Below are 24,012 nucleotides of genomic sequence, written 5' to 3'. Positions count from 1 at the left end.
TGGTTCAGGTGCCTGTCTTGGCGTTACGCCGCGCCGAAGGCCTGACCGCCTTGCGCGGCTTGGCGACCTTGCCGGGCTTGGCCGCGCTGGCCACCGCCGTGCCTGCCTTGCGAACGCGTGCGCTGGCTTCCGGCGAAGCGGCTTCGCGCACCATGCGCGGCGTTTCCACGGGTGCGGGCGCCACGGGCGCTGCGGTGGCGGGCTGCACAGTTTGCCGCACCGTATGATCGGTGCCCAGCACGCGCGCCACCTCGCGGTAGCGCGCCAGGCGGGCGCCTTCGAGCGGCCCCACCACGGTCACGATGCGATGGATCGCCATCATGATGCGATGGCGCAGCGCGCTGTCCGGCACCAGCAGCGGCAGCGCGGCCACGGCCCGCCCGGCGTCCAGCCCCACGATCATGCTCTGCCGCCTGACCGCGGCCTTGACGGTGGCGATGTCCGGCTGCTGCTCCAGGTGCTCGCGCGCCATCTGCCGCATCAGGTTGAAAGGCCGCTCCTCGATGCTGGTGTTCTCGTCCGCCACAAAGCAAAGGATGCGCATGAAGGCATCGAGCGGCGTACCCTGCTCGATGCCCGCCTCTGCCTCATGGATGCGCCGCGCGGCCAGTTCCTGGCGCAGCGCTGCGCTCAGCGGTGGCGGGCCGCGCTTTTCGGCGCCAGGCGAGAAGCCCATCAGCGCGGACAGCCATGGCGACTGGTACAACGCCTCGAAGAGCTGTTCCTGGAAGGCATCGCGCTGGTCGCGCCACGCGTCGAGCGTGCGCACGATGGTGTCGGACACCGCGCCCTCCAGCGTGACGAAGGGATTGTCCGGCGCCACCGGCTGGCGCGCCTCGCGCACCGACGGCGCCAGCGCGGCGATCCACGCCATCCACGGATTCGCGTCCGACGCCAGCGAGCGCTCCAGCCGCGCCGGATGCACCTGCCGCATCGCGTAAGCGCTCAGCTCGTTGGATGCGGCCTGCACCGCCGGCGAGGCGAACGTGTCGTACAGGCGCTGATTGACTTCGGCCACGCGGCGCACCACCTCGAACGCACGCTCGTCGTCACGGCCATCGTCCAGCGCGAGGATGTCGTCGATGGTCCTGCGCTCGAAGCGCACCAGGTAGCGGCCTTCGATCAGTTCCAGGTGCGAGGTGCCCGGCGCGATGTCTTCGATGCGCGCCTCGTACAGCCCGGGCGGCAGCACGTCGATCAGGTCCAGCGCCGAGAACAGCTCGGTATGCTCGCGATTGGCCACGCCGGCCGAGACGAAAATGCCGAGATGCCCGACCTTTTCATGCAGGCAGTAGACGATGACCTGATCGTTGGCGACGATCTCGTCGACGCTGGCGTAGAGATCGGGAATCCAGTTCAGCGCCTGCTGCGGCGGCGTGATGTTGTCGCCCCAGGAAGCAAAGACCACGATGGGCGAGCGCACATTGCGCAGGTCCACCGCGACGCTGCCATCCGCGCTGCGCACCTCGCCGGCCGTGAGGTGATTGCCAACGAACAGGTTCTGCACGATCCAGTCGATCTCGGCGCGGTTGAGCAGGAAATGCCCGCCCCACCAGCGCTCGAACGCCAGGAAGCGCTCGCGCTCCGTATCCACCTGCGCATAGACGTCGTAGAGCTTTTTCCAGTATGTGTTGGACGGATTGAGCTGCTCGAAATTCTGCACCAGCCAGGCCCCGTCAAAGCGGCCATTGCCGAGATCCGAAGCAAAGGACGACAGCCACGAGCCGCCCAGCAGCCCGCCGCTGTAGCGCATCGGGTTGCGCCCGCGCACGCCCGACCAGTAGGCCAGCGGCGATCCGGCCAGCAGGATGGGGCCGACCAGTTCCGGCGCGGCGGCCGCCAGCATCATCAGCGCCCAGCCGCCCTGGCAGTTGCCGATCACGAACGGCTTGCCCTGCGCTTGCGGATGGCGCTCGGCCACGGTGAGCAGGAACAGCGCTTCGGCGCGCGCCACGCACTCGATGGTCTGGCCCGGGCAAGGCAACGGAAAAAAGGTGACGAAGTAGCAGGGATGGCCGCTGCGCAGCGCGATGCCGATCTCGCTGTCGATCTTGAAGCCGCCGATGCCAGGGCCATGCCCGGCGCGCGGATCGATCACCACGAAGGGCCGCTTGGTGTCGTCGGTGACGATCCCGGCCGGCGGCAGTATGCGCAGCAGCGCGTAGTTGGCGGGTTGCGCCAGCGTGCGCGCGTCGATCACCACCTCGTGCTCGAAGACCAGCACCGGCGGCATGCCCTCGCGCTCGTGCTCGAAGGTCTGGTTGCCGCGCTCGCGCAGGATGTCGAGCAACAGGATGGCGCGCTGCCAGGCGTCATGCGCGTAGGACCACGCATCGGACAAAAGCGGTGGCATGCCGGCGGCGGCGCTGCCAGCATGGATGGCGGGATCACGTGCATTCACTCGGCTTCCCCTTCTGCGTTCTACGTTCTGCGGTGTGGCGCTGAAGGCAGTCGTTTCCAGGCGATCGCACGGAATTGCTGCCCTGCAGCACGGCACAATCTACCAGCCCGCATCGTGCTTGACAACCCGCAGCATGGGCGGATCCGCGGCCGGCGTGACCTGGCGCAAGGCGCGCGCCAATGTCATCGTGCCGAAGGAAACATCACCTATACTGGCCATTGTTTTTTGCGCGACGCAGCATGTCCGCGCGGTCGCACCGCAACCCCGACGCACCGGAACGCCGATGACCCACACGCCCGACAAGTACTCCGTCCTGCTGGCGCGCTGCCAGGATTTGCCCGCCATTCCCACCGCGGTGGCGCATCCCTGCGATGCTTCCTCGCTCGGCGGCGCGCTGCAGGCGGCCAGCCTCGGCCTGATCGTGCCGCTGCTGATCGGGCCCGAAGCACGCATCCGCCAGGTGGCCGACGCCAATGCGCTGGACCTTGGCGACAGCGTGCTGATCGACGTGCCGCACAGCCATGCCGCCGCCGCGCGCGCCGTCGCGGCAGTCCGCGCGGGCGAGGCCGAGCTGCTGATGAAGGGCAGCCTGCACACCGATGAGCTGCTGCACGAAGTCACCGCGTCCACCACTGGCCTGCGCACGGGGCGGCGCCTTTCGCATGTGTTTGCCATGGACGTGCCGAGCTATCACAAGCCGCTTTTCATCACCGACGCCGCCGTCAATATCTTTCCCACGCTCAACGACAAGGCGGACATCTGCCGCAACGCGATCGATCTGCTGCGCGTGCTGGGCATCGAGCGCCCCAAGGTGGCCATCCTCTCGGCGGTGGAAACCGTCACCGACAAGATCCCCTCCACCATCGACGCGGCCGCGCTGTGCATGATGAGCCGGCGCGGCCAGATCGAAGGCGGCATCCTCGACGGCCCGCTCGCGTTCGACAACGCGATCAGCCATGAAGCCGCGGTGACAAAGGGCATCGTCTCCGAGGTCGCGGGCGATCCCGACATCCTGCTCGTGCCCGACCTGGAAGCCGGCAACATGCTGGCCAAGCAGCTCACCTTCCTGGCCGGCGCCGAAGCCGCCGGCATCGTGCTGGGCGCGCGCGTGCCCATCATCGTCACCAGCCGCGCCGACAGCGTGCGCGCGCGCATCGGCAGTTGCGCGATTGCCGTGCTGCTGGCGCATGCGCGCCGCACTGGCCAGGCGTCCAGCAAGGTCTGAACGCTCCGCCGTCTCGACCACCATCACAGTCAACGTCACAGTCAACGTCACCGTCACAAGGAGGCTTGCCAGCGTGAGCGCCACCCATCCCACCATCCTCGTCGTCAACGCCGGCTCCTCCAGCGTCAAGGTCTCGGTGTACGCCGTGCCCGAGGCCGCGCACGCCAATGCCGACATCAACCCGGTGCTCAGCGCGCACGGGCAGATCGAGGGCATCGGCGTGTCGCCGCGCCTGAGCGCCAGCATGGCGGACGGCCGCATTGTCGCGGACGAACGCTTTCCGGTGGCGCAGGTGGCCGATCACGACGCGGCCTTCCGCCTGATCCGGCTGGTGCTCAGCATCGGGCTGCGCGATGCGCCGCCGGTGGCGATCGGCCATCGCGTAGTGCATGGCGGCGCGGATTTCTCCGCTGCCGTGAAGATCGACGACGACGTCATAACCAAGCTGGAAGCATTGATCCCGCTTGCGCCGCTGCACCAGCCGCACAACCTCACGGCGATCCGCGCGGTGCGCGCCGCCGTGCCGGCGCTGCTGCAGGTCGCCTGCTTCGATACCGCCTTTCACGCCGGGCACGACCCGCTGGCGCAACTGCTGGCGCTGCCGTATGAATACTTCGAACGCGGCATCCGCCGTTACGGCTTTCACGGCCTGTCCTACGAATACATCGCGCGCCGCCTGCAGCAGATCGCGCCCGACCTGGCACAGGGCCGCGTGATCGTGGCGCACCTGGGCAACGGCGCCAGCCTGTGCGCCATGCGCGACGGGCGCAGCGTGGAATCCACCATGGGCCTGACCGCGCTCGACGGCCTGCCGATGGGCACGCGCTGCGGCGCCATCGATGCCGGCGCCATCCTGTGGCTGTCGCAGCAAGGCATGAGCACCAAGGATATCGAGACAATGCTGTACCAGGAGTCAGGGCTGAAGGGACTGTCGGGCGTCAGCAGCGACATGCGCGCCCTGCTGGCCAGCGACGCGCCGCGCGCGCGCCTGGCGATTGATTTCTACGCCTACCGCGCGGCGCAGGAAATTGGCAAGCTGGCGGCCACGCTGGGCGGCCTGGATGCGCTGGTGTTCACCGCCGGCATCGGCGCCAACTCGCCTCCCGTGCGCGAGAAGATCTGCGCGCGGCTGGCGGATCTGTTTGGCATCAGCCTGGACGCCGGCGCCAACAACGAAAACCGCCAGCGCATCAGCCGCGACAACAGCCGCGTGCCGGTCCTGGTACTGCCTACCGACGAGGAAGGCATGATCGCGCTCAATACCGCGCGCATCATGATGGAGCACCACGCACGAGCGTAGTGCTCCTGGGCGGCAAGGATCGCTAAGCGCGTACGAGATAGGCCTGGCGCAAGCGTCCGGCGTCCACCTTGAGCACGTCGCCCAGGTAGGCATCGATGCCGCCGTAGTCCTGCTCGATGGCCTGCATCGAAGCTTCCAGGTAAGCGGCCTTCACCGCCAGCAGCGGCCACATCACCGCGGGATCGACGCCGAACTGCGCCGCGCCGGCGCTCATCTTCTGGTTGAAGCCCTGATTCCAGTGATTCGATTCCAGGTAGTTGGCCATGATGATGCCACGCTCCACGCCCAGGCCGGCTAGCAGCAGCATCGAGGCAAAGCCGGTACGATCCTTGCCCGCGGTGCAGTGGTACAGCAGGTTGCCGCCCTGCTCCGCAGTCTTCAGGAAGCCGCCAAAGGCGGCCTGGTACTTGCGTGGAAAGTCACCATAGACCTCCAGCATGAAGGCTTCCATCTGCTGCGCGCTGCCGTCACGCAAACGCGGCATCAGCTCGGCCATCGACATGGTGCCTTCGAGCACCGGTGTGGCGACCCATCGGAAGGCCTCGCCAAAGGGGCTTTCCGCGGCGGTCTTCTCACTGGGCGAGCGAAAGTCGATCACCATGTCCAGCTGCAATGCGCGCAGCCGTTCCATATCCGCCGCGCTGGCCAGGCCCGGATTGCCGCTGCGAAACAGCTTGCCGCCACGCACGCGGTGGCCGTCGCGCGTGGCGAGGCCGCCGAGGTCGCGCAGATTGACCACATTGTCCAGCGCCAGCGCCGCGTTGCCCCGCACGCCGGCACCTTGTGATGGCGCATCGGCCATGTTTTCCTGCATCGTGTGTCCCTACCCTGTGTTTGTCGTTCGGTGGCGCGCGCACCGCACGGCACGTGTTGGCGGCTCAGCGCGCGCGATAGGCCGGCACATGCCAGCGCGTATGGCAGCCAGCAATATAACGGCGATCGAGCTTCGCCACCAGTTTCCACACGCTCATCGGGTCCACATCGTCGAGATCCAGGTCGACCCAGGCCCAGGGATGCGCACAGTCGCCCTCGCGGATCAGCTCGATGTCCTTGACCCGCACGTAGGCGGCCAGAGCCGTGCGCAGCGCGGATGCGTCGACTCCGGCACGTAGCCCTCTCACTAAAACCTTCATCATGCACTCCAGAATTTTCAGATCACGTTCGCGCGGCTCACCAGTGTGCGGGTCCGCCGGTTGTTGCACTCGCTGCGCGAGCGCCCGCAAGCCCTTGTATCAAGCACTTGTATCGCAATGATCTGAAAGTCTGACCGCCTGGCGCATCGAAATTTCCCTGTGCGAGCCGGTTCCTTGATCCGCGTCATATGCGCCCGGATCCACCCTCGACAGGCACGGTTGGCCGGCACGATAATTTCCCCATGTCGAACGCGGCAGCCCGGCCGCAAGCCGGTCTCCCGCCTCCGCCAGGTCTTCACGGAACGCCGCCGAACGACGCCGCCACCCTGCCAGTCACAGGCTAGCCATCTGCCCGCGCGTGACGTCCGCCTTCCCGTGTCGAACCAAGATCAACAAGAAAAGGCAAAGCGATGACAGACCCGCGCACTCCAACCCAAGCCGCCCCCGCCGCTATCGGTGTGGCTGCCGCCGCGCAAGCCGCGCCCGGCAAATCCACGCCATGGGGCCTCTACGCCGCCGTCCTGGTACTGATCGGCATACTCGCCCTGCCCCTGCCCCCGGACCTGCCGGTGGCGGGACATCGCATGCTGGCGATCCTCGCCTTTGCCATCGTGGTGTGGATCACCGAGGCGGTCTCCTATGAGGCCAGCGCCATCATGATCACAGCGCTGATGGCCGCGCTGATCGGCTTCGCGCCCACGGTGGCGGACCCAGCCACGCAATACGGCACCTCCCGCGCGCTCGGCATGGCGCTGGCAGGGTTCTCCAACACCGCGCTGGCCCTGGTTGCCGCCGCTCTCTTTATCTCGGCGGCGATGACGGTGACCGGGCTCGACCGGCGCATCGCGCTGGTCACGCTGTCGGCCATCGGCACCAGCACGCGGCGCATCCTGATCGGCAGCATCGCGGTGACCATCGCGCTGTCGCTGGTGGTGCCGAGCGCCACCGCGCGCAGCGCCTGTGTGGTGCCGATCATGATGGGCGTGATCGCGGCCTTCGGGGTCGACAAGAAATCCAATATCGCCGCCGGCATCATGATCACCGTGGCCATGGCCACCAGCATCTGGAACGTCGGCATCCAGACCGCCGCCGCGCAGAACCTGCTGACGGTGGGCTTCATGGACAAGCTGCTGGGTGAGCGCATCACCTGGCTGCAATGGCTGATCGCCGGCGCGCCGTGGGCCATCGTGATGTCGGTCGTGCTGTATTTCCTGGTGCGGTTCCTGTTGCCCGCCGAGACCGAGGCCATCCCCGGCGGCAAAGAAGCCGTGCAAAAGGAACTCGCCGGGCTGGGCCCGATGAGCGGCCCGCAGAAGCGGCTTGCCGCCGTGTCCATCGGGCTGCTGCTGTTCTGGGCGACCGAGGGCAAGCTGCACCAGTTCGACACCGCCACCGTGACCTTCGTCGGCCTGGTGATCCTGATGATGCCGCGCATTGGCGTGATGGACTGGAAGACCATGCAGCAACGCACGCCGTGGGGCACGCTGATCGTGTTCGGGGTGGGCATCAGCCTGGGTACCGCGCTGCTCACCACGCAGGCCGGCCAGTGGCTGGGCAAGTTCGTGGTGGCCAACTCCGGGCTTGCCACGCAAGGCCCGATCCTGGTGTTCGCCATCCTGGCCGCCTTCCTGATCCTGATCCACCTCGGCTTTGCCAGCGCCACCGCGCTCACCGCGGCGCTGCTGCCGATCCTGATCTCGGTGCTGCAGACGCTGCCGGGCAATATCCACCAGATCGGCCTGACGATGCTGCTCGGCTTCACCGTGAGCTTCGGCTTCATCCTGCCGATCAATGCCCCGCAAAACATGGTTTGCCTGGGCACGGACACCTTCAACGGCAAGCAGTTCGCCAAGGTCGGCATCCCCGTGACGGTGATCGGCTACGCCCTGATGCTGCTGTTCGCCGCTACCTACTGGCGCTGGCTGGGCTGGATCTGAGCGCACACCGGGACAAGAAACGAACATGAAGATAACACTGCAATCCGCCACCCGGCTCGCCCGCGACCTGCTCGCCGCGCAAGGCGTGCCGACCGACATCGCCAACGACGTGGCCGAGCACCTGGTCGAGGCCGACCGCTGCGGCTACACCAGCCATGGCCTGTCGATCCTGCCCAACTACCAGCGCTCGCTCGCAACCGGCAACGTCAACCCGGCGGGCCGCGCCGAATGCGTGCTCGACCGCGACAGCCTGCTGGTGTTCGACGGCAACGGCGGCTTCGGCCAGCACGTGGGCAAGTGCGTCATCGAGACCGCCATCGAGCGCGTGCGCCAGCACGGCCACTGCATCGTCACGCTGCGCCGCTCGCACCACCTGGGCCGCATGGGCCACTACGGCGAGATGGTGGCCAAGGAGCGCTTCGTGCTGCTGAGCTTTACCAATGTGATCAACCGCTCCCCGGTAGTGGCCCCCTACGGCGGGCGCACCGCGCGGCTGACCACCAACCCGCTGTGCTTCGCCGGGCCGATGCCCAACGGCCGCCCGCCCCTGGTGGTGGATATCGCCACCAGCGCCATCGCCATCAACAAGGCCCGCGTGCTGGCCGAGAAAGGCGAGCCCGCGCCGGAGAACAGCATCATCGATGGCGACGGCAACCCCACCACCGATGCCGGGGCCATGTTCAGCGAACACCCGGGCGCGCTGCTGCCCTTCGGCGGCCACAAGGGCTATGCGCTCGGCGTGGTCGCCGAACTGCTCGCGGGCGTGCTGTCAGGCGGCGGCACCATCCAGCCGGAGAACCCGCGCGGCGGCGTGGCCACCAACAATATGTTCGCGGTGCTGATGAACCCGGAACTGGACCTGGGGCTGAGCTGGCAAGGCGCGGAGGTGGAAGCCTTCGTCAACTACCTGCACGACACGCCGCCCGCCCCGGGCTTTGACAACGTGCAATACCCGGGCGAGTTCGAAGCCGCCAACCGCGCGCTAACCACCACCCACCTGGAAGTGAACCCTGCGATCTGGCGCAACCTGGAAACGCTGGCAAAGGAACTTGGCGTGGCACTGCCGGCGGGCTGAACCCGCGCGGCGGCTTGGGCGGGGACATGGCCGGTGCTGGCACAATACGGCCCATGGAACGTCTCTGGTCGAATTTTCTCAAGCTGGTGCTGCTGCTCATCCTGGGCGCAGCCCTGCTCGGCACGCTCGCCGTGCTCGTCGCTCAGCGCCAGCTGCCCACGCTGGACGCGCTCACCACTTTCCGCCAGTCGCCCGGCTACGTGCCCATCGGCGAGATACCCCCCAAGCTGACCCAGGCGGTGGTAGCCATCGAGGACGACCGCTTCTACCTGCATGACGGCATCGACTATGTGGGCGTGATCCGCGCCGGCGTGGCCAACCTGTCCGATGAGCTGTCGCAGGGCGCATCCACCATCACCATGCAGGTGGCGCGCAATTTCTTCCTCTCGCGCAAGAAGACCTATACCCGCAAGCTGTATGAGGTGCTGCTGGCTTACCGGATCGAACACGCCATGAGCAAGGACGAGATCCTCGAGCTCTACATGAACAAGGTCTACCTTGGGCAAGGGGCCTATGGCTTTGCCGAGGCAGCCGAGACGTATTTTGGCAAGCCGGTGGGCGAGCTGACTCTGGCGGAATGCGCGATGCTGGCTGGATTGCCGAAGGCGCCTTCGGCGAACAACCCGGTGGTGAATCCTCGTCGCGCCCGGCAGCGGCAGGCGTATATCTTGCTGCGGATGCTGGAGCTGGGGAGGATCGGGAGAGGGGAATATGATGCGGCGTTGTTGGAGCCGTTGAGGTTGAAGTAGGTTGATTGAGCGGCGATGGTTTTTGCACCCAAGAACCAACGCCGATCAAAGAAACAGCGCCGCCCCCAACAAACGTCCCCCCATCACTCCAACACCCCCCGATGCCTCGTCACCGCCAGCAAGACGATCTCATCCAGCCCGGCGTCTTCACTGCCGTCCAGCCGCGCCAGCAAAGCGCGCCGCATGCGTGGTTCCCAGAAGCGCTTGATATGGCCGGCGATATCGGCCACCGCTTCTTCGCGGTCCGGCATGGCTTCGAAGAAGGTGCCGATCTGGTTCGCCATCTTGACGAGATTGTCGGAGTTCATGGCTGTTCCGTCCTGCTGTGCAAACGTTGGGGATGAGAGTAGACCACGTGGCGCCCTGTGCGCACAAAGCCGGCGAGCGTGATGCCGGCGTCGATCGCCAGGCGTACCGCCAGCGCGGTCGGACCGGAGACGGCCGCGAGCACGCCGACGCCGGCGCTGGCCGTCTTGAGCACCATTTCGTAGCTGGCGCGGCTGGTCACCAGCACGGCGCCGCGCGAGCGGTCCTCGCCGGTGCGTGCCAGCGCGCCGATCAGTTTGTCGAGCGCATTGTGGCGGCCCACGTCTTCGCGGACCAGCGCGACCTGGCCGTCGGCGCGCAGCCAGGCGGCGGCGTGCGTGGCGCCGGTGTGGCGCAGCAGTTCCTGCCGGGTCTGCAACTGCGTGAATGCCGCGTACATCGCCGCGTCGCCGAAGCTGGCGCCGCTGCTGACGGGTGCCGGGGCGCGCATGACTTCCTGCAGCGATTCGGTGCCGCACAGGCCGCAGCCGGTACGGCCCGCCATGGCGCGGCGCCGATCCTTGAGCGCGGCGAAGGCTTGCGCCGCGATGCGCAACCGCACCGCGATACCCTCGGGGCGGACCTCGGTCTCGATCTCATAAACATCGCGCGGGCTGGCCACCAGCCCTTCGCTCAGGCTGAAGCCCAGCGCGAAGTCTTCGAGATCGGCCGGCGAGGCCAGCATGACCGCATGCGAGATGCCGTTGTATTCGAGCGCAACCGGCACTTCCTCGGCAATCTCGTCGTCCTCCAGTGCCAGCTCGCCCAGGCGGCTGCGGCTGACCTCGAAGGTGCTGTGGGTGACCGGCTCGGCGTCGGCCATGGCGAGTTCGCAGATTGTCATGCCGGCCCTGCCTCGGCGCTGGCCGCCTGCAGCAGCTGCATCTGCTGATCGTGGAAATCACGGTACTGGCGCTGCCATTCGGACGGCTGCGCCACCGGCATGACCTGCACCGCGGTGACCTTGTACTCGGGGCAGTTGGTCGCCCAGTCCGAGTTGTCGGTGGTGATCACATTGGCGCCCGACTCCGGGAAGTGGAAGGTGGTGTAGACCACGCCCGGCTGCATGCGCTCGCTGACGATGGCGCGCAGCACGGTTTCGCCCGCGCGGCTTTGCACGCCGACCCAGTCGCCGTCCTTGATGCCGCGTTCCTCGGCGTCGTGCGGATGGACCTCGAGGCGATCCTCGTCATGCCACATCACGTTCTCGGTGCGGCGTGTCTGCGCGCCGACGTTGTACTGCGACAGGATGCGGCCCGTGGTGAGGATCAGCGGGAACTTGCGGTTCACGCGCTCGTTGGTGGGCACGTAGCGGGTGATGATGAACTTGCCCTTGCCGCGCAGGAATGCGTCGATGTGCATGGTCGGCGTGCCCTCGGGCGCGGCGTCGTTGCACGGCCACTGGATGCTGCCGAGTTCTTCCAGGCGCTGGTAGCTGACGCCGCTGAAAGTGGGCGTGAGCCGCGCGATCTCGTCCATGATCTCCGAAGGATGCTTGTAGTCCATCGGATAGCCCAGCGCGTTGGACAGCAGCACGGTGGCTTCCCAGTCGGCATAGCGGGCCTTGGGCGGCATCACTTTGCGCACACGCGAGATACGGCGCTCGGCGTTGGTGAAGGTGCCGTCCTTCTCCAGGAAGGACGAGCCCGGCAGGAATACGTGTGCGTACTTGGCGGTCTCGTTGAGGAAGATGTCCTGCACCACGATGCACTCCATGGCCGACAGCGCCGCCGACACGTGCTGCGTGTTCGGGTCGGACTGCACGATGTCTTCACCCTGGCAGTACAGGCCCATGAAGCTGCCGGACAGCGCGGCCTCGAACATATTGGGAATGCGCAGGCCCGGCTCCGGGCTGATCTCCACATTCCACGCGGATTCGAACAGCCCACGCGTGGTGGAATCCGACACGTGGCGGTAGCCCGGCAGTTCATGCGGGAACGAGCCGATATCGCACGAGCCCTGCACGTTGTTCTGTCCGCGCAGCGGGTTCACGCCCACGCCTTCGCGGCCGATATTGCCCGTGCACATGGCGAGGTTGGCGATGCCCATCACGGTGGTCGAGCCCTGCGCATGTTCAGTCACGCCCAGGCCGTAATAGATCGCGGCATTGCCGCCGGTGGCGTACAGGCGCGCCGCGCCCCGCAGTTGCCCGGCGGGAATGCCGGTGATCTCGGCCATGGCCTCCGGCGAGTTCTCCGGCAACATGACGAAGTCGCGCCATTGCTGGAACGCGCGGTCCTCGCAACGCTCGGCGATGAACGACTCGGCCATCAGGCCTTCGCTGACGATCACGTGGGCCATCGACGTGACCACCGCCACATTGGTGCCGGGACGCAATTGCAGGTGGAAGTCGGCGCGCACGTGCGGCGAATCGACCAGGTCGATGCGGCGCGGATCGATCACGATCAGCTTGGCGCCGGCGCGCAGGCGCTTTTTCATGCGCGAGGCAAACACGGGATGGCCGTCGGTCGGGTTGGCGCCCATCACCATGATGACGTCCGCCTTCTCCACCGAGCGGAAGGTCTGCGTGCCGGCGGATTCGCCCAGCGTCTGCTTGAGGCCGTAGCCGGTGGGCGAGTGGCAGACCCGCGCGCAGGTATCGACGTTGTTGTTGCCGAAGGCGGCGCGCACCAGCTTCTGCACCAGGTAGCCTTCCTCGTTGGTGCAGCGCGAGGAAACGATACCGCCGATGGCCTCGCGGCCATGCTTGGCCTGGATGCGCTTGAACTCGGAAGCCGCGTGGCTGATCGCTTCTTCCCACGACACTTCGCGCCACGGGTCCGTGATCCTGGCGCGGATCATCGGGTTCAGGATGCGGTCTTTGTGGGTCGCATAGCCAAAGGCGAAGCGGCCCTTCACGCACGAGTGCCCCTCGTTGGCCTGGCCATTCTTGTACGGCACCATGCGCACCACTTCATTGCCCTTCATCTCCGCCTTGAAGGCGCAGCCCACGCCACAGTAAGCGCAAGTGGTGACCTTGCTGTGCTCCGGCTGCCCCATGCGGATGATGGAGGTCTCGGCCAGCGTGGCGGTAGGGCACGCCTGCACGCAGGCGCCGCACGACACGCAGTCGGAATCCATGAAGCTGTCGCCCTGCCCCGCCGTCACGCGCGCATCGAAGCCGCGGCCGCTGATGGTGAGCGCGAAGGTGCCCTGGGTTTCTTCGCAGGCGCGCACGCAGCGATTGCACACGATGCACTTGGAGGGATCGTAGGTGAAATACGGATTGGACTCATCCTTGGCCTCGGCGCGGTGGTTGGCGCCGTCGTACCCATAGCGCACTTCGCGCAGGCCGACCACGCCGGCCATGTCCTGCAACTCGCAGTTGCCATTGGTGGGGCAGGTCAGGCAGTCCAGCGGATGGTCGGAGATATACAGCTCCATCACGCCGCGGCGCAGGTCGGCCAGCTTGTCGGTTTGCGTCTTGACCTTCATGCCGGCTTCGGCCGGCGTGGTGCACGAGGCGGGGAAGCCCCGCCGGCCTTCGATCTCGACCAGGCACAGGCGGCAGGAGCCGAAGGACTTGAGGCTATCGGTGGCGCACAGCTTGGGCACGTTCACACCGGCTTGCACGGCGGCGCGCATCAGCGAGGTGCCGGCGGGCACGGTCACGTCGACGCCGTCGATCTCAAGGGTGACCTGCTGTTGTGAATCGCTGGCCGGCGTGCCGAAGTCGATTTCGTTGCGTGTGTTCAAGGCGGGCTCCCGCTGCGGCCTGGGCCGCATACTGGTGATTCAGAGTGGCGCAGTGGCAGCGCCGGTTCGATAGGCCGAGGCGCTACGCTCAGGCTGCTTTGGCCGGCACTGCCACGCCAAAGTCTTCCGGGAATGCGTCCAGCGCCGACAGCACCGGGTACGGCGTCATGCCGCCCATGGCGCACAGCGATCCGCCCAGCATGGTGTCGCACAGGTCGCGCACCAGCTTGACGTGCTTCACCGGCTGGTCGCCCGCGATGATCTTGTCGATCACCTCGACGCCGCGCGTGGAGCCGATCCGGCACGGCGTGCACTTGCCGCAGGATTCGATGGCGCAGAACTCCATCGCGTAGCGGGCTTGCCTGGCCATGTCGACAGTGTCGTCGAACACCACGATGCCGCCATGCCCCAGCACCGCGCCGAACGCAGCGAAGGCTTCGTAGTCCATCGGCGTATCCAGCCGCGACACCGGCAGGTACGCGCCCAGCGGGCCGCCCACCTGCACCGCGCGGATAGGCCGCGCGCTGCGCGTGCCCTGGCCGTAGCCCTCGAGCAGTTCGCGCAGGGTCACGCCGAAGGCTTTCTCCACCAGCCCGCCCTGGCGCACATTGCCGGCGATCTGGAACGGCAGCGTGCCGCGCGAGCGGCCCATGCCGAAGTCGCGATAGAACTGTGCGCCGCGCGCGAGGATCACCGGCACGGTGGCCAGCGAGATCACGTTGTTGATGATGGTGGGCTTGCCGAACAGCCCTTCGATGGCCGGCAGCGGCGGCTTGGCGCGCACCACGCCGCGCTTGCCCTCCAGGCTTTCCAGCAGCGCGGTTTCCTCGCCGCAGACATAGGCGCCGGCGCCCTTGCGCACGTCCAGCCGGAAGCGCCGGCCGCTGCCGCGCAGATCGTCGCCCAGCCAGCCGGCCGCCTGCGCGATGCCGATGGCGGATTCCAGCACGGCGATGGCGTGCGGGTATTCAGAGCGCACGTAGATATAGCCATGCTCCGCGCCGACAGCGAGGCCGGCGATGGTCATGCCTTCGATCAGCATGAACGGGTCGCCTTCCATCACCATGCGGTCGGAGAAGGTGCCGGAGTCGCCTTCATCGGCATTGCAGACCACGTACTTGATGGGCGACTGCGCCTGGTGCACCGTCTGCCACTTGATGCCCGTGGGAAACGCCGCGCCCCCGCGCCCGCGCAGGCCGGAGTCGGTCACTTCCTGCACGATCTGCGCGCCGTCCAGCGTCAGCGCGCGGGTCAGGCCGGCATAGCCATCGTGTGCGATGTAGTCGGCAAGCGAGAGCGGATCGGTGATGCCCATGCGGGCAAAGGTCAAGCGCTCCTGCCCCTTGAGGAACGGGATTTCCTCGGTGAGTCCAAGCGCCAGCGCATGCGCGCCACCAGCCAGGAAGCCGGCATCGAACAGCGCGGCGACATCTTCGGGGGTAACCGGCCCGTAGGCCACGCGTCCGGCGGTGGTCTGCACTTCAACCAGCGGCTCAAGCCAGAACATGCCGCGCGAGCCGTTGCGCACCAGTTCGATGCTGGCGCCACGCGCCGCGGCCTCACGCGCGATGGCGCGGGCCACCGCATCGGCGCCCATGGCCAGCGCGCTGGAATCGCGGGGTACGAACACGGTGATGCTCATGCTTGCACCTCCTGCCCGACAGCCACGTCCGCGCAGGCTTTGATCAGCGTATCGAAGCGCTGCGGCGTGACACGGCCAGCCAGCGCCCCGTCGATCATCACGGCCGGGCCGCAGGCGCACTGGCCGAGGCAATACACCGGCTCCAGCGTGAACGCGCCATCGGCGGTGGTTTCATGGAATCCGCAGCCCAGCGCGCGCTCGGCGTGCGCGGCAAGGGCATCGCTGCCAACCGACTGGCACGCTTCCGCGCGGCATACCTGCACCACGTGCCGGCCCGGCTTGCTGTCGCGAAAGTGGTGATAGAAGGTGACCACGCCATGCACCTCGGCACGCGACAGGTTGAGCGCGCGGGCAATCTCGGGCAAGGCGTCGGCGGGCACATAGCCTACCGTGTCCTGGATCTCGTGGAGGATGGGCAGCAAGGCGCCCGGCATCTCGTGGCGGGCGGCCACGATACGGGCGACCGGGTCGCGCACGGCGCTGGCGGCTGGCTTGGCGGCGGAATCAGACATCGAGTCTCCTGGTGGCGCAGCTCGGGCCGGCGCAAGCGCTCAAGCGCAAGGCCGGCGGCAGACGTTGTGGCGCATTGGCTTGCGCGTCTTGCCAGGATTGGCTGCGGGGCGCGGCACACCGTGTTGCGGCGACCGCTTTATATGCTATTTTTTTCATATATTGGGGGCTCTGAACGGGCATTCCCCATCTCACCTGGCCAGCCAGGCGCGCTCCAAATGCGCTTTTAGCGGGTGCTATGCCTCTTCGAGCGGACTATAGGCAGTTGGCCGCGTTCGAGCAATATGCTATTTTTCTCATATGATTCGCATCTCGATCCAGCCCCACCTCCAAATCCGCGACGACAGCGATGCCGCCGGCGCCCCACTTGACGTGTCCCGCCTGGTCACCTTGCTCGGGCATATTGAAAGCACAGGCAGCATCAGCCAGTCGGCGCAGGCGACCGGCCTGTCCTACCGCTACGCCTGGGGCATCCTGCGCGACGCGCAAACCCTGTTCGGCGGCGCGCTGATCGACAAGACCCGTGGGCGCGGCAGCGCGCTGTCGCCGCTGGCGCAGCAACTGGTGTGGGCCAGCAAGCGCATTGCCGCGCGGCTGTCTCCCACGCTGGAAAGCCTGGCCTCGGAGCTGGAAATCGAACTGAAGAAGCTGGCGGACCAACCCGGCACCACGCTGCGCCTGCACGCCAGCCATGGCTTCGCGGTGGCGGCGCTGCATGATTTCCTGGATGCACACCGGGTGCGCCACGACCTGAAGTACTGCGGCAGTCTTGAGGCGGTTGCAGCACTTGCGCAAGGTGCCTGCGATATTGCCGGCTTCCATGTGCCGATCGGCGAATTCGAGCGGGACATGCTGGCGAGCTTTGCCACATGGATCCGTCCGCAGACCCATTGCCTGATCCAGCTCGCGGTGCGCTCGCAAGGCATCTTCGTGCGCCCCGGCAACCCGAAGCAGGTCACCACGCTGCAAGACCTCTGCCGCGCCGACGTGCGCTTCGTCAACCGCCAGACCGGTTCCGGCACGCGGCTGCTGCTGGACCTGATGCTCAAGGCGCGCGGCATCGACAGCGGGCGCATCGAGGGGTACAGCAATGGCGAGTTCACCCATGCCGCGGTGGCCGCCTATATCGGCAGCGGCATGGCGGATGCGGGGTTCGGCGTGGAGACGGCGGCGCGCCGCTTCGGGCTGGATTTCGTGCCGGTGCTCAAGGAACGGTACTTCTTTGTGATCGAGCGGGAGCGCCTGCAGAGCCCGGCGCTGGCCGGCGCCGTGGCGGCACTCAGGAGCGCCGGTTTCCGCCAGGTGGTGGATGCCCTGCCCGGCTATGACGGTAGCCTGACCGGCACGGTCTTGACGCTGGAAGAGGCGTTCCCCGAGCGCGTGGGCCCGAGCGGCTGACCAGGCTGGCGCTAGCCGGGCCTAGCGCGCAGGCGCGTCGTCCGGCACGGCCTCGATCCGCTCGACGTGGATGGCCGGTGCCCACGTGCCGGGCTGGTTTGCGCGCAGCACGGTGCCGGTCACGGCCACCTTGCGGTCGCGCAACGCCTCGGCCTCGCCGACAGGGAATTTCTCCAGCACCCATGCCTCGCCATCGGCGGTGACCAGCACCGGCTGCTGGAACAGGGCGCTGCCCTTGACCATCACCGTGCCAGTCAAGGCGATGGACCGCCCGGCCGGCACCGCGTGCACACACGCGGCCAGCACAACGGACAGGGCAGCAATCAGGGGCAGGATTCGGCGCATGAGGTTTGTTGGATCGACAAGGCCGGGCGGCGAACATCGCCGCCCGGGAGCCGCCGGAGGAAGATCCGGCGAGCCTGCGCTTAGCGCGTTCAGTACACCACGACGGATAGCGTGGCGCCAGCAGGCACGCGCACGGTCTCGCTGAAGGCGGCGCCCACATTGCTGCGAACCACGGGGAAACTGCCGTACGGCTGCAGCGTGGCGGGCACGGCCACCGGCAGCTTGCGCAAGGCGCGGAACAGGTCCGGATCGATCAGCGGGAGCGTAAAGCCGCCATCGACACGGGCCGGGTAGCCGTAACGCGCCGGCGACGTCGCGGCCGGCATCAGCGAATTGCTGGTGACGCTCCAGCGCAGCAGTTCCTGGCTGAAGCCGGAGTCCGGGCGCGCGGCCTTGATGGCCTGGTCGAGCACGGTCTTCGAGTCCGCGCTGGAAGTCCGGCCCAGCAAGTCCTTGTAGAAGGCCAGGCCAAGTTGCCGGTCCAGGAAGCCGCCGAAGCTGCCCGACACCGAATAGCTCTCGCAGGTGGCGCCGAAGCCGGTGAAGTTCAGCATATTGCAGTTGAAGTTGCCGTTGCCGTAGCTCACGTAGTCCCTGAAGCGCACGTCGCGGATCGCGTTGTAGGTGGGGTCGATGGTCTGGCTGGCGAAGTCCTCCATCATCATCGCGGACATTTCTTCCAGCCAGCTGTCAAATGCGTACTGCTGGCCGGCCTTGACGCCGCGGCGGTAGAAGTTCTGCATATGCATCCCCTCGTGCGCCATCGTCATCTTCATCGACTTCAGGCCTTCGGTGCCGCCCAGGTATAGGGTCTCGGAATCGAGATAGAGCGACAGCGACTCGTTGCTGCGCGCATCCGAGGTGGCCTTCAGGTTGTGCAGGCCCCAGAAATAGCCCACGGTGCCGAATGGCGCGCTGTTGTGGTCGAAGTTGAGCACCACGATATCCACCGGCTGGCCGCTGCCGGAGATAAGGTTGTTGTAGCTGTGCGGGCCCCACAGCGGGCCGCCGACCGAGGTCAGCATGTCGTAGATGCCACCGCCGCCGGCGAAGGCGGCAGCCAGCGTGTCGACGAGGGCGCCGGTAACCTTGCCAGGCGCAGACTCGGTGGTCTCCACCCAGATGTTGACGGTGGTGGCGTCTGCCGTGCTCACTTGCTTGACCAGCGTGGCCGCGCGGCGCGTGCCGTCGGTGTGATACCAGCTCTTGGTATCGTTGAGCACGGAAGCGAGCGGCGGTGGCGGCGCGATTTCGGAAAGGCTGGCCACCTGCTTGCCGCCAGCCAGCGCCGCCCAGCCGGCGCGATTGAACTCGGCAATGTCGCGCAGCGTTTGTTCGTCCTGCCCCGAGGAAACCGACTGAATCGAGAGGTTGCCCAGCACGGACTGGATCACCGACAGCGACAGGCCGGACGGCATGGCCTGCGCCGTGGCGCCGTTCGTGTATAGCAGCGTCACGGCCTTGCCGTTCACGCCGCCGATGGCAACGGGCACATCGGCGGGCGCACCGGTGGTGTTGGAGGCCGACCAGACGCCGACGCCGGAACCCGAGTAATTACTGGCATCCACGGCGCTGCAGCCGCCGCAGGCCGGCGCCAGCGTGGGCGGCACGGGCGCGCTGGCGACCGGCACGGAAGGACTCGCGGTTGCCTGGGCGGCAGCCGGCGCGTCGCCGCCGCCACCGCAGGCAGCGACGGACATCGCGGCCAGCAGGGCAGCGAGCAGGCCTGCGCGTTGGCGCAAGAGAGGACCCCTCATGTTTTAAAGCTCCAATTCTTGTTCTGTGGATGCGGGCCTGGGCACAAGAACCCTAAGCCACACAAATAACGGCATCCGGAACAAGAGCTTTAACGAGAGGTTTAACGAGAGCTTTAACGAGGTTAACGAGGGCGAAACCTGCTGTGCATCCGTGCCAGCCCCGGCGGACAGGCCATGCCGCGCGGCGCGCGAACAAGAAGGCTCAGTAGACTTCCGGCACGATCATGTCGTCGGGCACCGGCTGGCGCGAGTAGTCGTCGTGCCGCTCGCGCTGCGGCAGCACCACGGCCGGCTGCACGCGCTCTTCGTAAGGCATCTGCTGCAGCAGGTGATGGATGCAATTGAGGCGCGCCTTTTTCTTGTCGACCGCCTGCACCACCCACCACGGCGCCTCGTCGATATGCGTGCGCTCCAGCATGATTTCCTTGGCGCGGGTGTAGTCCTCCCAGCGCCGGCGGGATTCGAGATCCATCGGGCTGAGCTTCCACTGCTTGAGCGGATCGTGGATGCGGGAGAGAAAGCGCAGATGCTGCTCGTCGTCCGAGATCGAGAACCAGTACTTGATCACCTGGATGCCGGAGCGCACCAGCATGCGTTCGAACTCCGGCACCGAGCGGAAAAACTCTTCGTACTGGTCGTCGGTGCAAAAGCCCATCACGTGCTCCACGCCAGCGCGGTTGTACCAGCTGCGGTCGAACAGCACGATCTCGCCCGCCGCCGGCAGGTGCGAGACATAGCGCTGGAAATACCACTGGGTACGTTCGCGGTCGTTGGGCGCCGGCAGCGCCGCCACCCGGGCCACGCGCGGATTGAGCCGCTGGGTGATGCGCTTGATCACGCCGCCTTTGCCGGCCGCGTCGCGCCCCTCAAACAGGATCACGACCTTGTGGCCAGTCTCCACCACCCAGCTTTGCAGCTTGACCAGTTCGCCCTGCAGCCGGAACAGCTCGCGAAAGTAAAGCCGCCGCGCGGCCCGCTCGTCGTCGTCCAGGCCGCCGCCGGCTTCGCCGAACAGCGTATCGACGTGGTGGTCTTCCAGCTCCAGTTCGAGTTCTTCGTCATAGTGATCGGCCACCTCGCGGTGGATACGCCGAATCAGCTCATTCTCGTCTGGTCTCATCGCTAACTCCTGTTCGCAGCAACGTGGTGACTGGCAGGCTAACCGCAAAATGTGACGCGCCCGTGAATGGTCACCCGCACGCTCAGTAACTGCCCTGCTTGCGGAAGGCCCAGCGCCCCGCCAGCACGGTGAAGCTGGCCACCAGCACCACCAGCACCCAGAAACCGTGCGGATGGTCCGCCAGCGGAATCCCGCCCACATTCATGCCGAAGAAGCCGGCGACAATGTTGATCGGCAACGCCAGCACGGTAACCAGCGTCAGCGTAAACAGCGTGCGGTTGGTCTGCTCGTTGAGCTTGGCCGCGATCTCTTCCTGCAGCAGCTTGATGCGCTCGACCAGCGCGGCCAGGTCGCTCAGCACCAGGGAGAACTCCTCGGTGGAGGAGCGCAGATCCTGGATGTCCTGGTCCTGCAGCCAGGCAGGTGGCCGGTTGAGCAGGCGGAACAGCGCGCCAGGCTCGGGCGCGAGCAGCCGCTGCAAGCGCACCAGGCCGCGGCGCATGGCGCCAAGCTCCGCGCGGTTGCCTTGCAGACGATGCGAGAGCAGGCGATCCTCGACCTGGTCCACGGTCACGCTGGTTTCGCGCACGATGCGCACCAGCACATCGGCCTGGTCGCGCAGCAAATGCACCAGCAGCGCCAATGGCGTGTGGAACAGCTCGCCCTGGCGCACCGAGGCGCGCAGCTGGTCAACCGAGCGCAGCGGCTTCATGCGCGCTGTCACCAGGATGCGGCGGTCGGCACAGGCCCACAGCGTGGAGATATCGGTGGTGGCCACGCCGAAGTTGTAGATCACGTCGTTGACCACCGCGAGCAGCGCCGTATCCAGGCGCTCGATGCGCGTGGAGCGCGAACCCTCGCGCAGGGCCTCGAAGAATCCCTCGGGCAGATCGAGCTGGCCCTTGAGCCAGCGCTCGCACGCGCTATGCGACAGATTGAAGTGCAGCCAGAGAAACGCGTCGCCCGGCGGGGGCTGCCCAAGCCACGCGGCGGCCGCGGCGGAATCGATGGGCTGGCCCGGCTCGCCGGGCAGGAAGCGAAAGCCGCTGACCAGGCCAACCGGATCGGAGCCGTAGCTGGCTTCGACGATACCCGCATGCATGTGGTGCCTCTTCGAAAACGCGAATTCGCGAAGATGGGACATTAGCATGCGGGGATGAATGCATGAAGGCCGGCGCATGGCGCCGGCCTTCATGAGGTACTGCCAGATTCGAGGCGCCTATCCGAACTTGCGCCGGGCATCCAGCGCCAACCCGGAGCCAATGCCGCCAAACAGATCGCCCTCGATCCGCTGCGCCCCCGGGATCAGCTCGGACAGCCGCTCGCGCAGCAAAGGCACGCTGCTGGACCCGCCGGTAAACAATACGGTGTCGATCGCATCCGCCTGTACGCCCGCATCGCGCAACAACGCCTGCACCGTGACCTCGGTCTTGCCAACCAGCTTCGCAATGGACTGGTCAAAGTCGGCGCGGCTGATCGCCATGGTCTCGCCAGGGGCGATGCGCCCCAGGTCGAGCTGCGTCTGCGGCTCGCCCGACAAGGCGATCTTGGCGGCTTCCACCTGGATCGCGAGCCAGTGGCCGGCGCGCTGCTTGATCAGGCTGATCAGGCGGTCCAGCTTGACCTTGTCGGCGGCATCGCGATAGTTGTCCATCACGTGCGACCACGCCTTGCGGGTGTAGACCAGGTTGATGGTGTGCCAGCTCGCCAGGTCGAAATACTGCCCCGAAGGCATCGCCTTGCCGTTGCGCAGCTCGCTGCCCAGGCCCAGGAACGGCATCACGCTCGCCAGGCTCAAGCTCTTGTCGAAGTCCGTGCCGCCGATGTGCACGCCGCCGTTGGCCAGGATGTCGCCACGCCGGTCGACCTTGCCGGCCCGCTCGGGTGACAGGCGCACCAGCGAGAAGTCGGAGGTGCCGCCGCCGATGTCGGCCACCAGCACCAGTTCCTCGCGCGCGATCGTGGCTTCATAGTCGAAGGCCGCGGCGATCGGCTCGTACTGGAACTCGATGTCCTTGAAGCCGGCATCCGCCGCGATCTCGCGCAGCGTTTGCTCGGCGAGCTGGTCGGCCTTGGGGTCTTCGTCGATGAAGAACACCGGGCGGCCCAGCACGACCTTGTCGAAGCTGGCGCCGGCCGACGTCTCGGCGCGCTGCTTGAGCTCGCCGATGAAGTGCGAGAGCAGCTTGCGAAACGGCATGGCCTGCCCCATGACCTCGGTGCTGTCCTCCATCATCGAGGTGCCGAGCAGGCTCTTGAGCGAACGCATCAGCCGGCCTTCATAGCCCGCCAGGTAGTCGCCAAGCGCGGCGCGGCCGTAGCTGACCAGCGGATCCTCGGAATGGAAAAAGATCACGGAGGGCAGCGTGAGCTTGCCATCTTCGAGCGGCAACAGCGTGGGTTGTCCCGGCCGGCACCAGCCCACCGTGGAATTGGACGTGCCGAAATCTAGGCCGCAAGCGTTTGACATCATGTTTCTGGTTTCTTCCCTACTGCATGGTTAGGTCCGGGCCGGGATGGCCGTGCTGGCGGGGCCGCTTTTTTTCCGCGCCGGACGTTGCGGCCAGCATGATAGCAAGCCCGGCCGGCGCCCCCGGGCGACAGGAGTGCTCAAGCAGGCGCATTCAGCAGCGCGATTATCTGCTGGTGCAGCCGCGGGTCGCCGCAGGCCACCACGGTGCCGCCCTGCTGCGCATCCCCACCGGTCCAACTGGTCATGACGCCGCCAGCACCTTGCACGATGGGAATCAGCGCCTGCACGTCGTAGGCCTTCAGGCCGGCCTCGACCACGGCATCCACATGGCCCGCCGCGACCATGCAGTAAGCGTAGCAATCGCCGCCGTAGCGCTGCATGCGGGCGGCGTCCGCCACGCGGCGAAAGGCGGCGAACTGCGCCGCGTCCTCGAACATCTCCGGCGTGGTGCACATCAGCTTGGCCTGCGCCAGGTCGGCGCACGGCCGGGTACGCAGGGGCTGGCCGTTGAGCCATGCCCGGCTGCCATCGCCGCTGAACCGCTCGCGCGTAAACGGCTGGTCCATGATGCCGATCACCGGGCGCTGGCCGTCGTTGAGCGCGATCAGCGTGCCCCAGAGCGGCAGCCCGGTGATGAAGGCACGGGTGCCGTCGATGGGATCGAGCACCCAGGTCAGCGGCGAGGTGCCGGCCACGCGGTCTTCTTCTTCGCCCAGGATGCCGTGCTCCGGGTATTTCGCCAGGATCAGGTCGCGCATGGCGCGCTCGGCTGCCTTGTCGGCCGCGGTGACCGGGTCGAAGTGCCGGCCGCCCTTGTCCTCTACCGCCGGGGCGCTGCGGAAGTACGGCAGGCTGGCGTTGCCGGCGGCCTGAGCGAGGCCTGCGGCGAAGTCCATGTATTCGATAAGCTGCTCTGCGGTCAAAGGCATGCGGAGATCCTGGGGT

General features: G+C 66.9%; 20 protein-coding genes. 6 read left to right on the top strand and 14 right to left on the bottom strand.

The genetic code is table 11. The features are described 5' to 3' along the window. Positions 1-4: 4 nt before the first annotated feature. Positions 5-2,353, bottom strand: a complete 2,349-nt coding sequence (locus RR42_RS03810; RefSeq protein ID WP_052494746.1) for a DUF3141 domain-containing protein — start codon at positions 2,351-2,353, stop codon at positions 5-7. Between the two features lie 331 nt (positions 2,354-2,684). Between RR42_RS03810 and RR42_RS03805 the strand changes: the two genes are divergently transcribed. Together RR42_RS03805 and RR42_RS03800 are read left to right on the top strand one after the other, a co-directional pair. Further along, positions 2,685-3,626 (top strand): phosphate acetyltransferase, encoded by a 942-nt coding sequence (locus tag RR42_RS03805; protein WP_043344219.1) that lies wholly within the window; start codon positions 2,685-2,687, stop codon positions 3,624-3,626. Positions 3,627-3,699: 73 nt separating this feature from the next. Beyond that, positions 3,700-4,926 carry an acetate/propionate family kinase gene (locus tag RR42_RS03800; RefSeq protein ID WP_043344217.1) on the top strand — a complete coding sequence of 409 codons (1,227 nt, stop codon included), beginning with the start codon at positions 3,700-3,702 and terminating at the stop codon, positions 4,924-4,926. A gap of 22 nt (positions 4,927-4,948) precedes the next feature. Here the strand turns inward: RR42_RS03800 and RR42_RS03795 are convergent, their stop codons facing one another. Both RR42_RS03795 and RR42_RS03790 read right to left on the bottom strand, forming a co-directional pair. Next, a complete protein-coding gene (locus RR42_RS03795; protein ID WP_052494431.1) occupies positions 4,949-5,740 on the bottom strand; it encodes a tyrosine-protein phosphatase in 792 nt (263 codons plus the stop codon). Positions 5,741-5,804: 64 nt separating this feature from the next. Beyond that, positions 5,805-6,059, bottom strand: coding sequence for a hypothetical protein (locus RR42_RS03790; RefSeq protein ID WP_043344214.1), 255 nt, complete (start codon positions 6,057-6,059; stop codon positions 5,805-5,807). A gap of 410 nt (positions 6,060-6,469) precedes the next feature. On the opposite strand from RR42_RS03790, the gene RR42_RS03785 reads away from it, so the two are divergent. The 3 genes from RR42_RS03785 to RR42_RS03775 are packed head-to-tail and all read left to right on the top strand — an operon-like array spanning position 6,470 to position 9,820. Further along, a complete protein-coding gene (locus tag RR42_RS03785) occupies positions 6,470-7,996 on the top strand; it encodes a DASS family sodium-coupled anion symporter (protein WP_043344210.1) in 1,527 nt (508 codons plus the stop codon). 25 nt (positions 7,997-8,021) lie between these two features. Further along, entirely contained in the window at positions 8,022-9,071 is a 1,050-nt protein-coding gene (locus RR42_RS03780) for an Ldh family oxidoreductase (protein ID WP_043344208.1), read from the top strand. Positions 9,072-9,124: 53 nt separating this feature from the next. Beyond that, entirely contained in the window at positions 9,125-9,820 is a 696-nt protein-coding gene (locus tag RR42_RS03775) for a transglycosylase domain-containing protein (RefSeq protein ID WP_043344204.1), read from the top strand. Positions 9,821-9,903: 83 nt separating this feature from the next. On the opposite strand, the gene RR42_RS03770 is transcribed toward RR42_RS03775, so the two are convergent. The 5 genes from RR42_RS03770 to RR42_RS03750 form a co-directional block, all read right to left on the bottom strand. Beyond that, positions 9,904-10,128, bottom strand: a complete 225-nt coding sequence (locus RR42_RS03770) for a formate dehydrogenase subunit delta (RefSeq protein WP_043344201.1) — start codon at positions 10,126-10,128, stop codon at positions 9,904-9,906. Further along, the gene (gene fdhD, locus RR42_RS03765) at positions 10,125-10,970 is read right to left on the bottom strand and encodes a formate dehydrogenase accessory sulfurtransferase FdhD (protein ID WP_052494430.1); all 846 of its coding nucleotides are present in this window, start codon (positions 10,968-10,970) and stop codon (positions 10,125-10,127) included. Before fdhD ends, RR42_RS03770 begins: the two co-directional genes overlap by 4 nt. Further along, positions 10,967-13,822: a formate dehydrogenase subunit alpha gene (gene fdhF, locus RR42_RS03760; RefSeq protein WP_043351318.1), complete on the bottom strand. Its 2,856-nt coding sequence runs from the start codon at positions 13,820-13,822 to the stop codon at positions 10,967-10,969. The genes fdhD and fdhF overlap by 4 nt, the downstream gene beginning before the upstream one ends. 88 nt (positions 13,823-13,910) lie before the next feature. Beyond that, complete coding sequence (locus RR42_RS03755; RefSeq protein ID WP_043344198.1) at positions 13,911-15,464, bottom strand: formate dehydrogenase beta subunit; 1,554 nt, start codon at positions 15,462-15,464, stop codon at positions 13,911-13,913. Then, positions 15,461-15,976 carry a formate dehydrogenase subunit gamma gene (locus RR42_RS03750; protein ID WP_043344195.1) on the bottom strand — a complete coding sequence of 172 codons (516 nt, stop codon included), beginning with the start codon at positions 15,974-15,976 and terminating at the stop codon, positions 15,461-15,463. Before RR42_RS03750 ends, RR42_RS03755 begins: the two co-directional genes overlap by 4 nt. A gap of 298 nt (positions 15,977-16,274) precedes the next feature. Here RR42_RS03750 and RR42_RS03745 point away from each other — a divergent pair, with 298 nt between their 5' ends. Continuing rightward, positions 16,275-17,372, top strand: coding sequence for a substrate-binding domain-containing protein (locus RR42_RS03745; RefSeq protein ID WP_043344193.1), 1,098 nt, complete (start codon positions 16,275-16,277; stop codon positions 17,370-17,372). 21 nt (positions 17,373-17,393) lie between these two features. Here the strand turns inward: RR42_RS03745 and RR42_RS03740 are convergent, their stop codons facing one another. The 6 genes from RR42_RS03740 to hisN all read right to left on the bottom strand — a co-directional run bounded on the left by RR42_RS03740 (position 17,394) and on the right by hisN (position 23,996). Further along, positions 17,394-17,717: a hypothetical protein gene (locus RR42_RS03740; protein ID WP_043344190.1), complete on the bottom strand. Its 324-nt coding sequence runs from the start codon at positions 17,715-17,717 to the stop codon at positions 17,394-17,396. Positions 17,718-17,806: 89 nt separating this feature from the next. After that, entirely contained in the window at positions 17,807-19,474 is a 1,668-nt protein-coding gene (locus tag RR42_RS03735; RefSeq protein ID WP_043344186.1) for a M30 family zinc metallopeptidase, read from the bottom strand. 202 nt (positions 19,475-19,676) lie between these two features. After that, positions 19,677-20,594 carry a polyphosphate kinase 2 gene (ppk2, locus tag RR42_RS03730; protein ID WP_043344183.1) on the bottom strand — a complete coding sequence of 306 codons (918 nt, stop codon included), beginning with the start codon at positions 20,592-20,594 and terminating at the stop codon, positions 19,677-19,679. 82 nt (positions 20,595-20,676) lie between these two features. After that, positions 20,677-21,696, bottom strand: coding sequence for a transporter (locus RR42_RS03725; protein ID WP_043344181.1), 1,020 nt, complete (start codon positions 21,694-21,696; stop codon positions 20,677-20,679). Between the two features lie 117 nt (positions 21,697-21,813). Next, entirely contained in the window at positions 21,814-23,067 is a 1,254-nt protein-coding gene (locus RR42_RS03720; protein ID WP_043344176.1) for an Hsp70 family protein, read from the bottom strand. 137 nt (positions 23,068-23,204) lie between these two features. After that, the gene (gene hisN / locus RR42_RS03715; RefSeq protein ID WP_043344173.1) at positions 23,205-23,996 is read right to left on the bottom strand and encodes a histidinol-phosphatase; all 792 of its coding nucleotides are present in this window, start codon (positions 23,994-23,996) and stop codon (positions 23,205-23,207) included. Positions 23,997-24,012: the final 16 nt, after the last annotated feature.

The organism is Cupriavidus basilensis, from assembly GCF_000832305.1.
In the GTDB taxonomy this organism is placed as follows: Bacteria; Pseudomonadota; Gammaproteobacteria; order Burkholderiales; family Burkholderiaceae; genus Cupriavidus; species Cupriavidus basilensis_F.
This window is presented reverse-complemented; position numbering and strand designations above follow the sequence as displayed.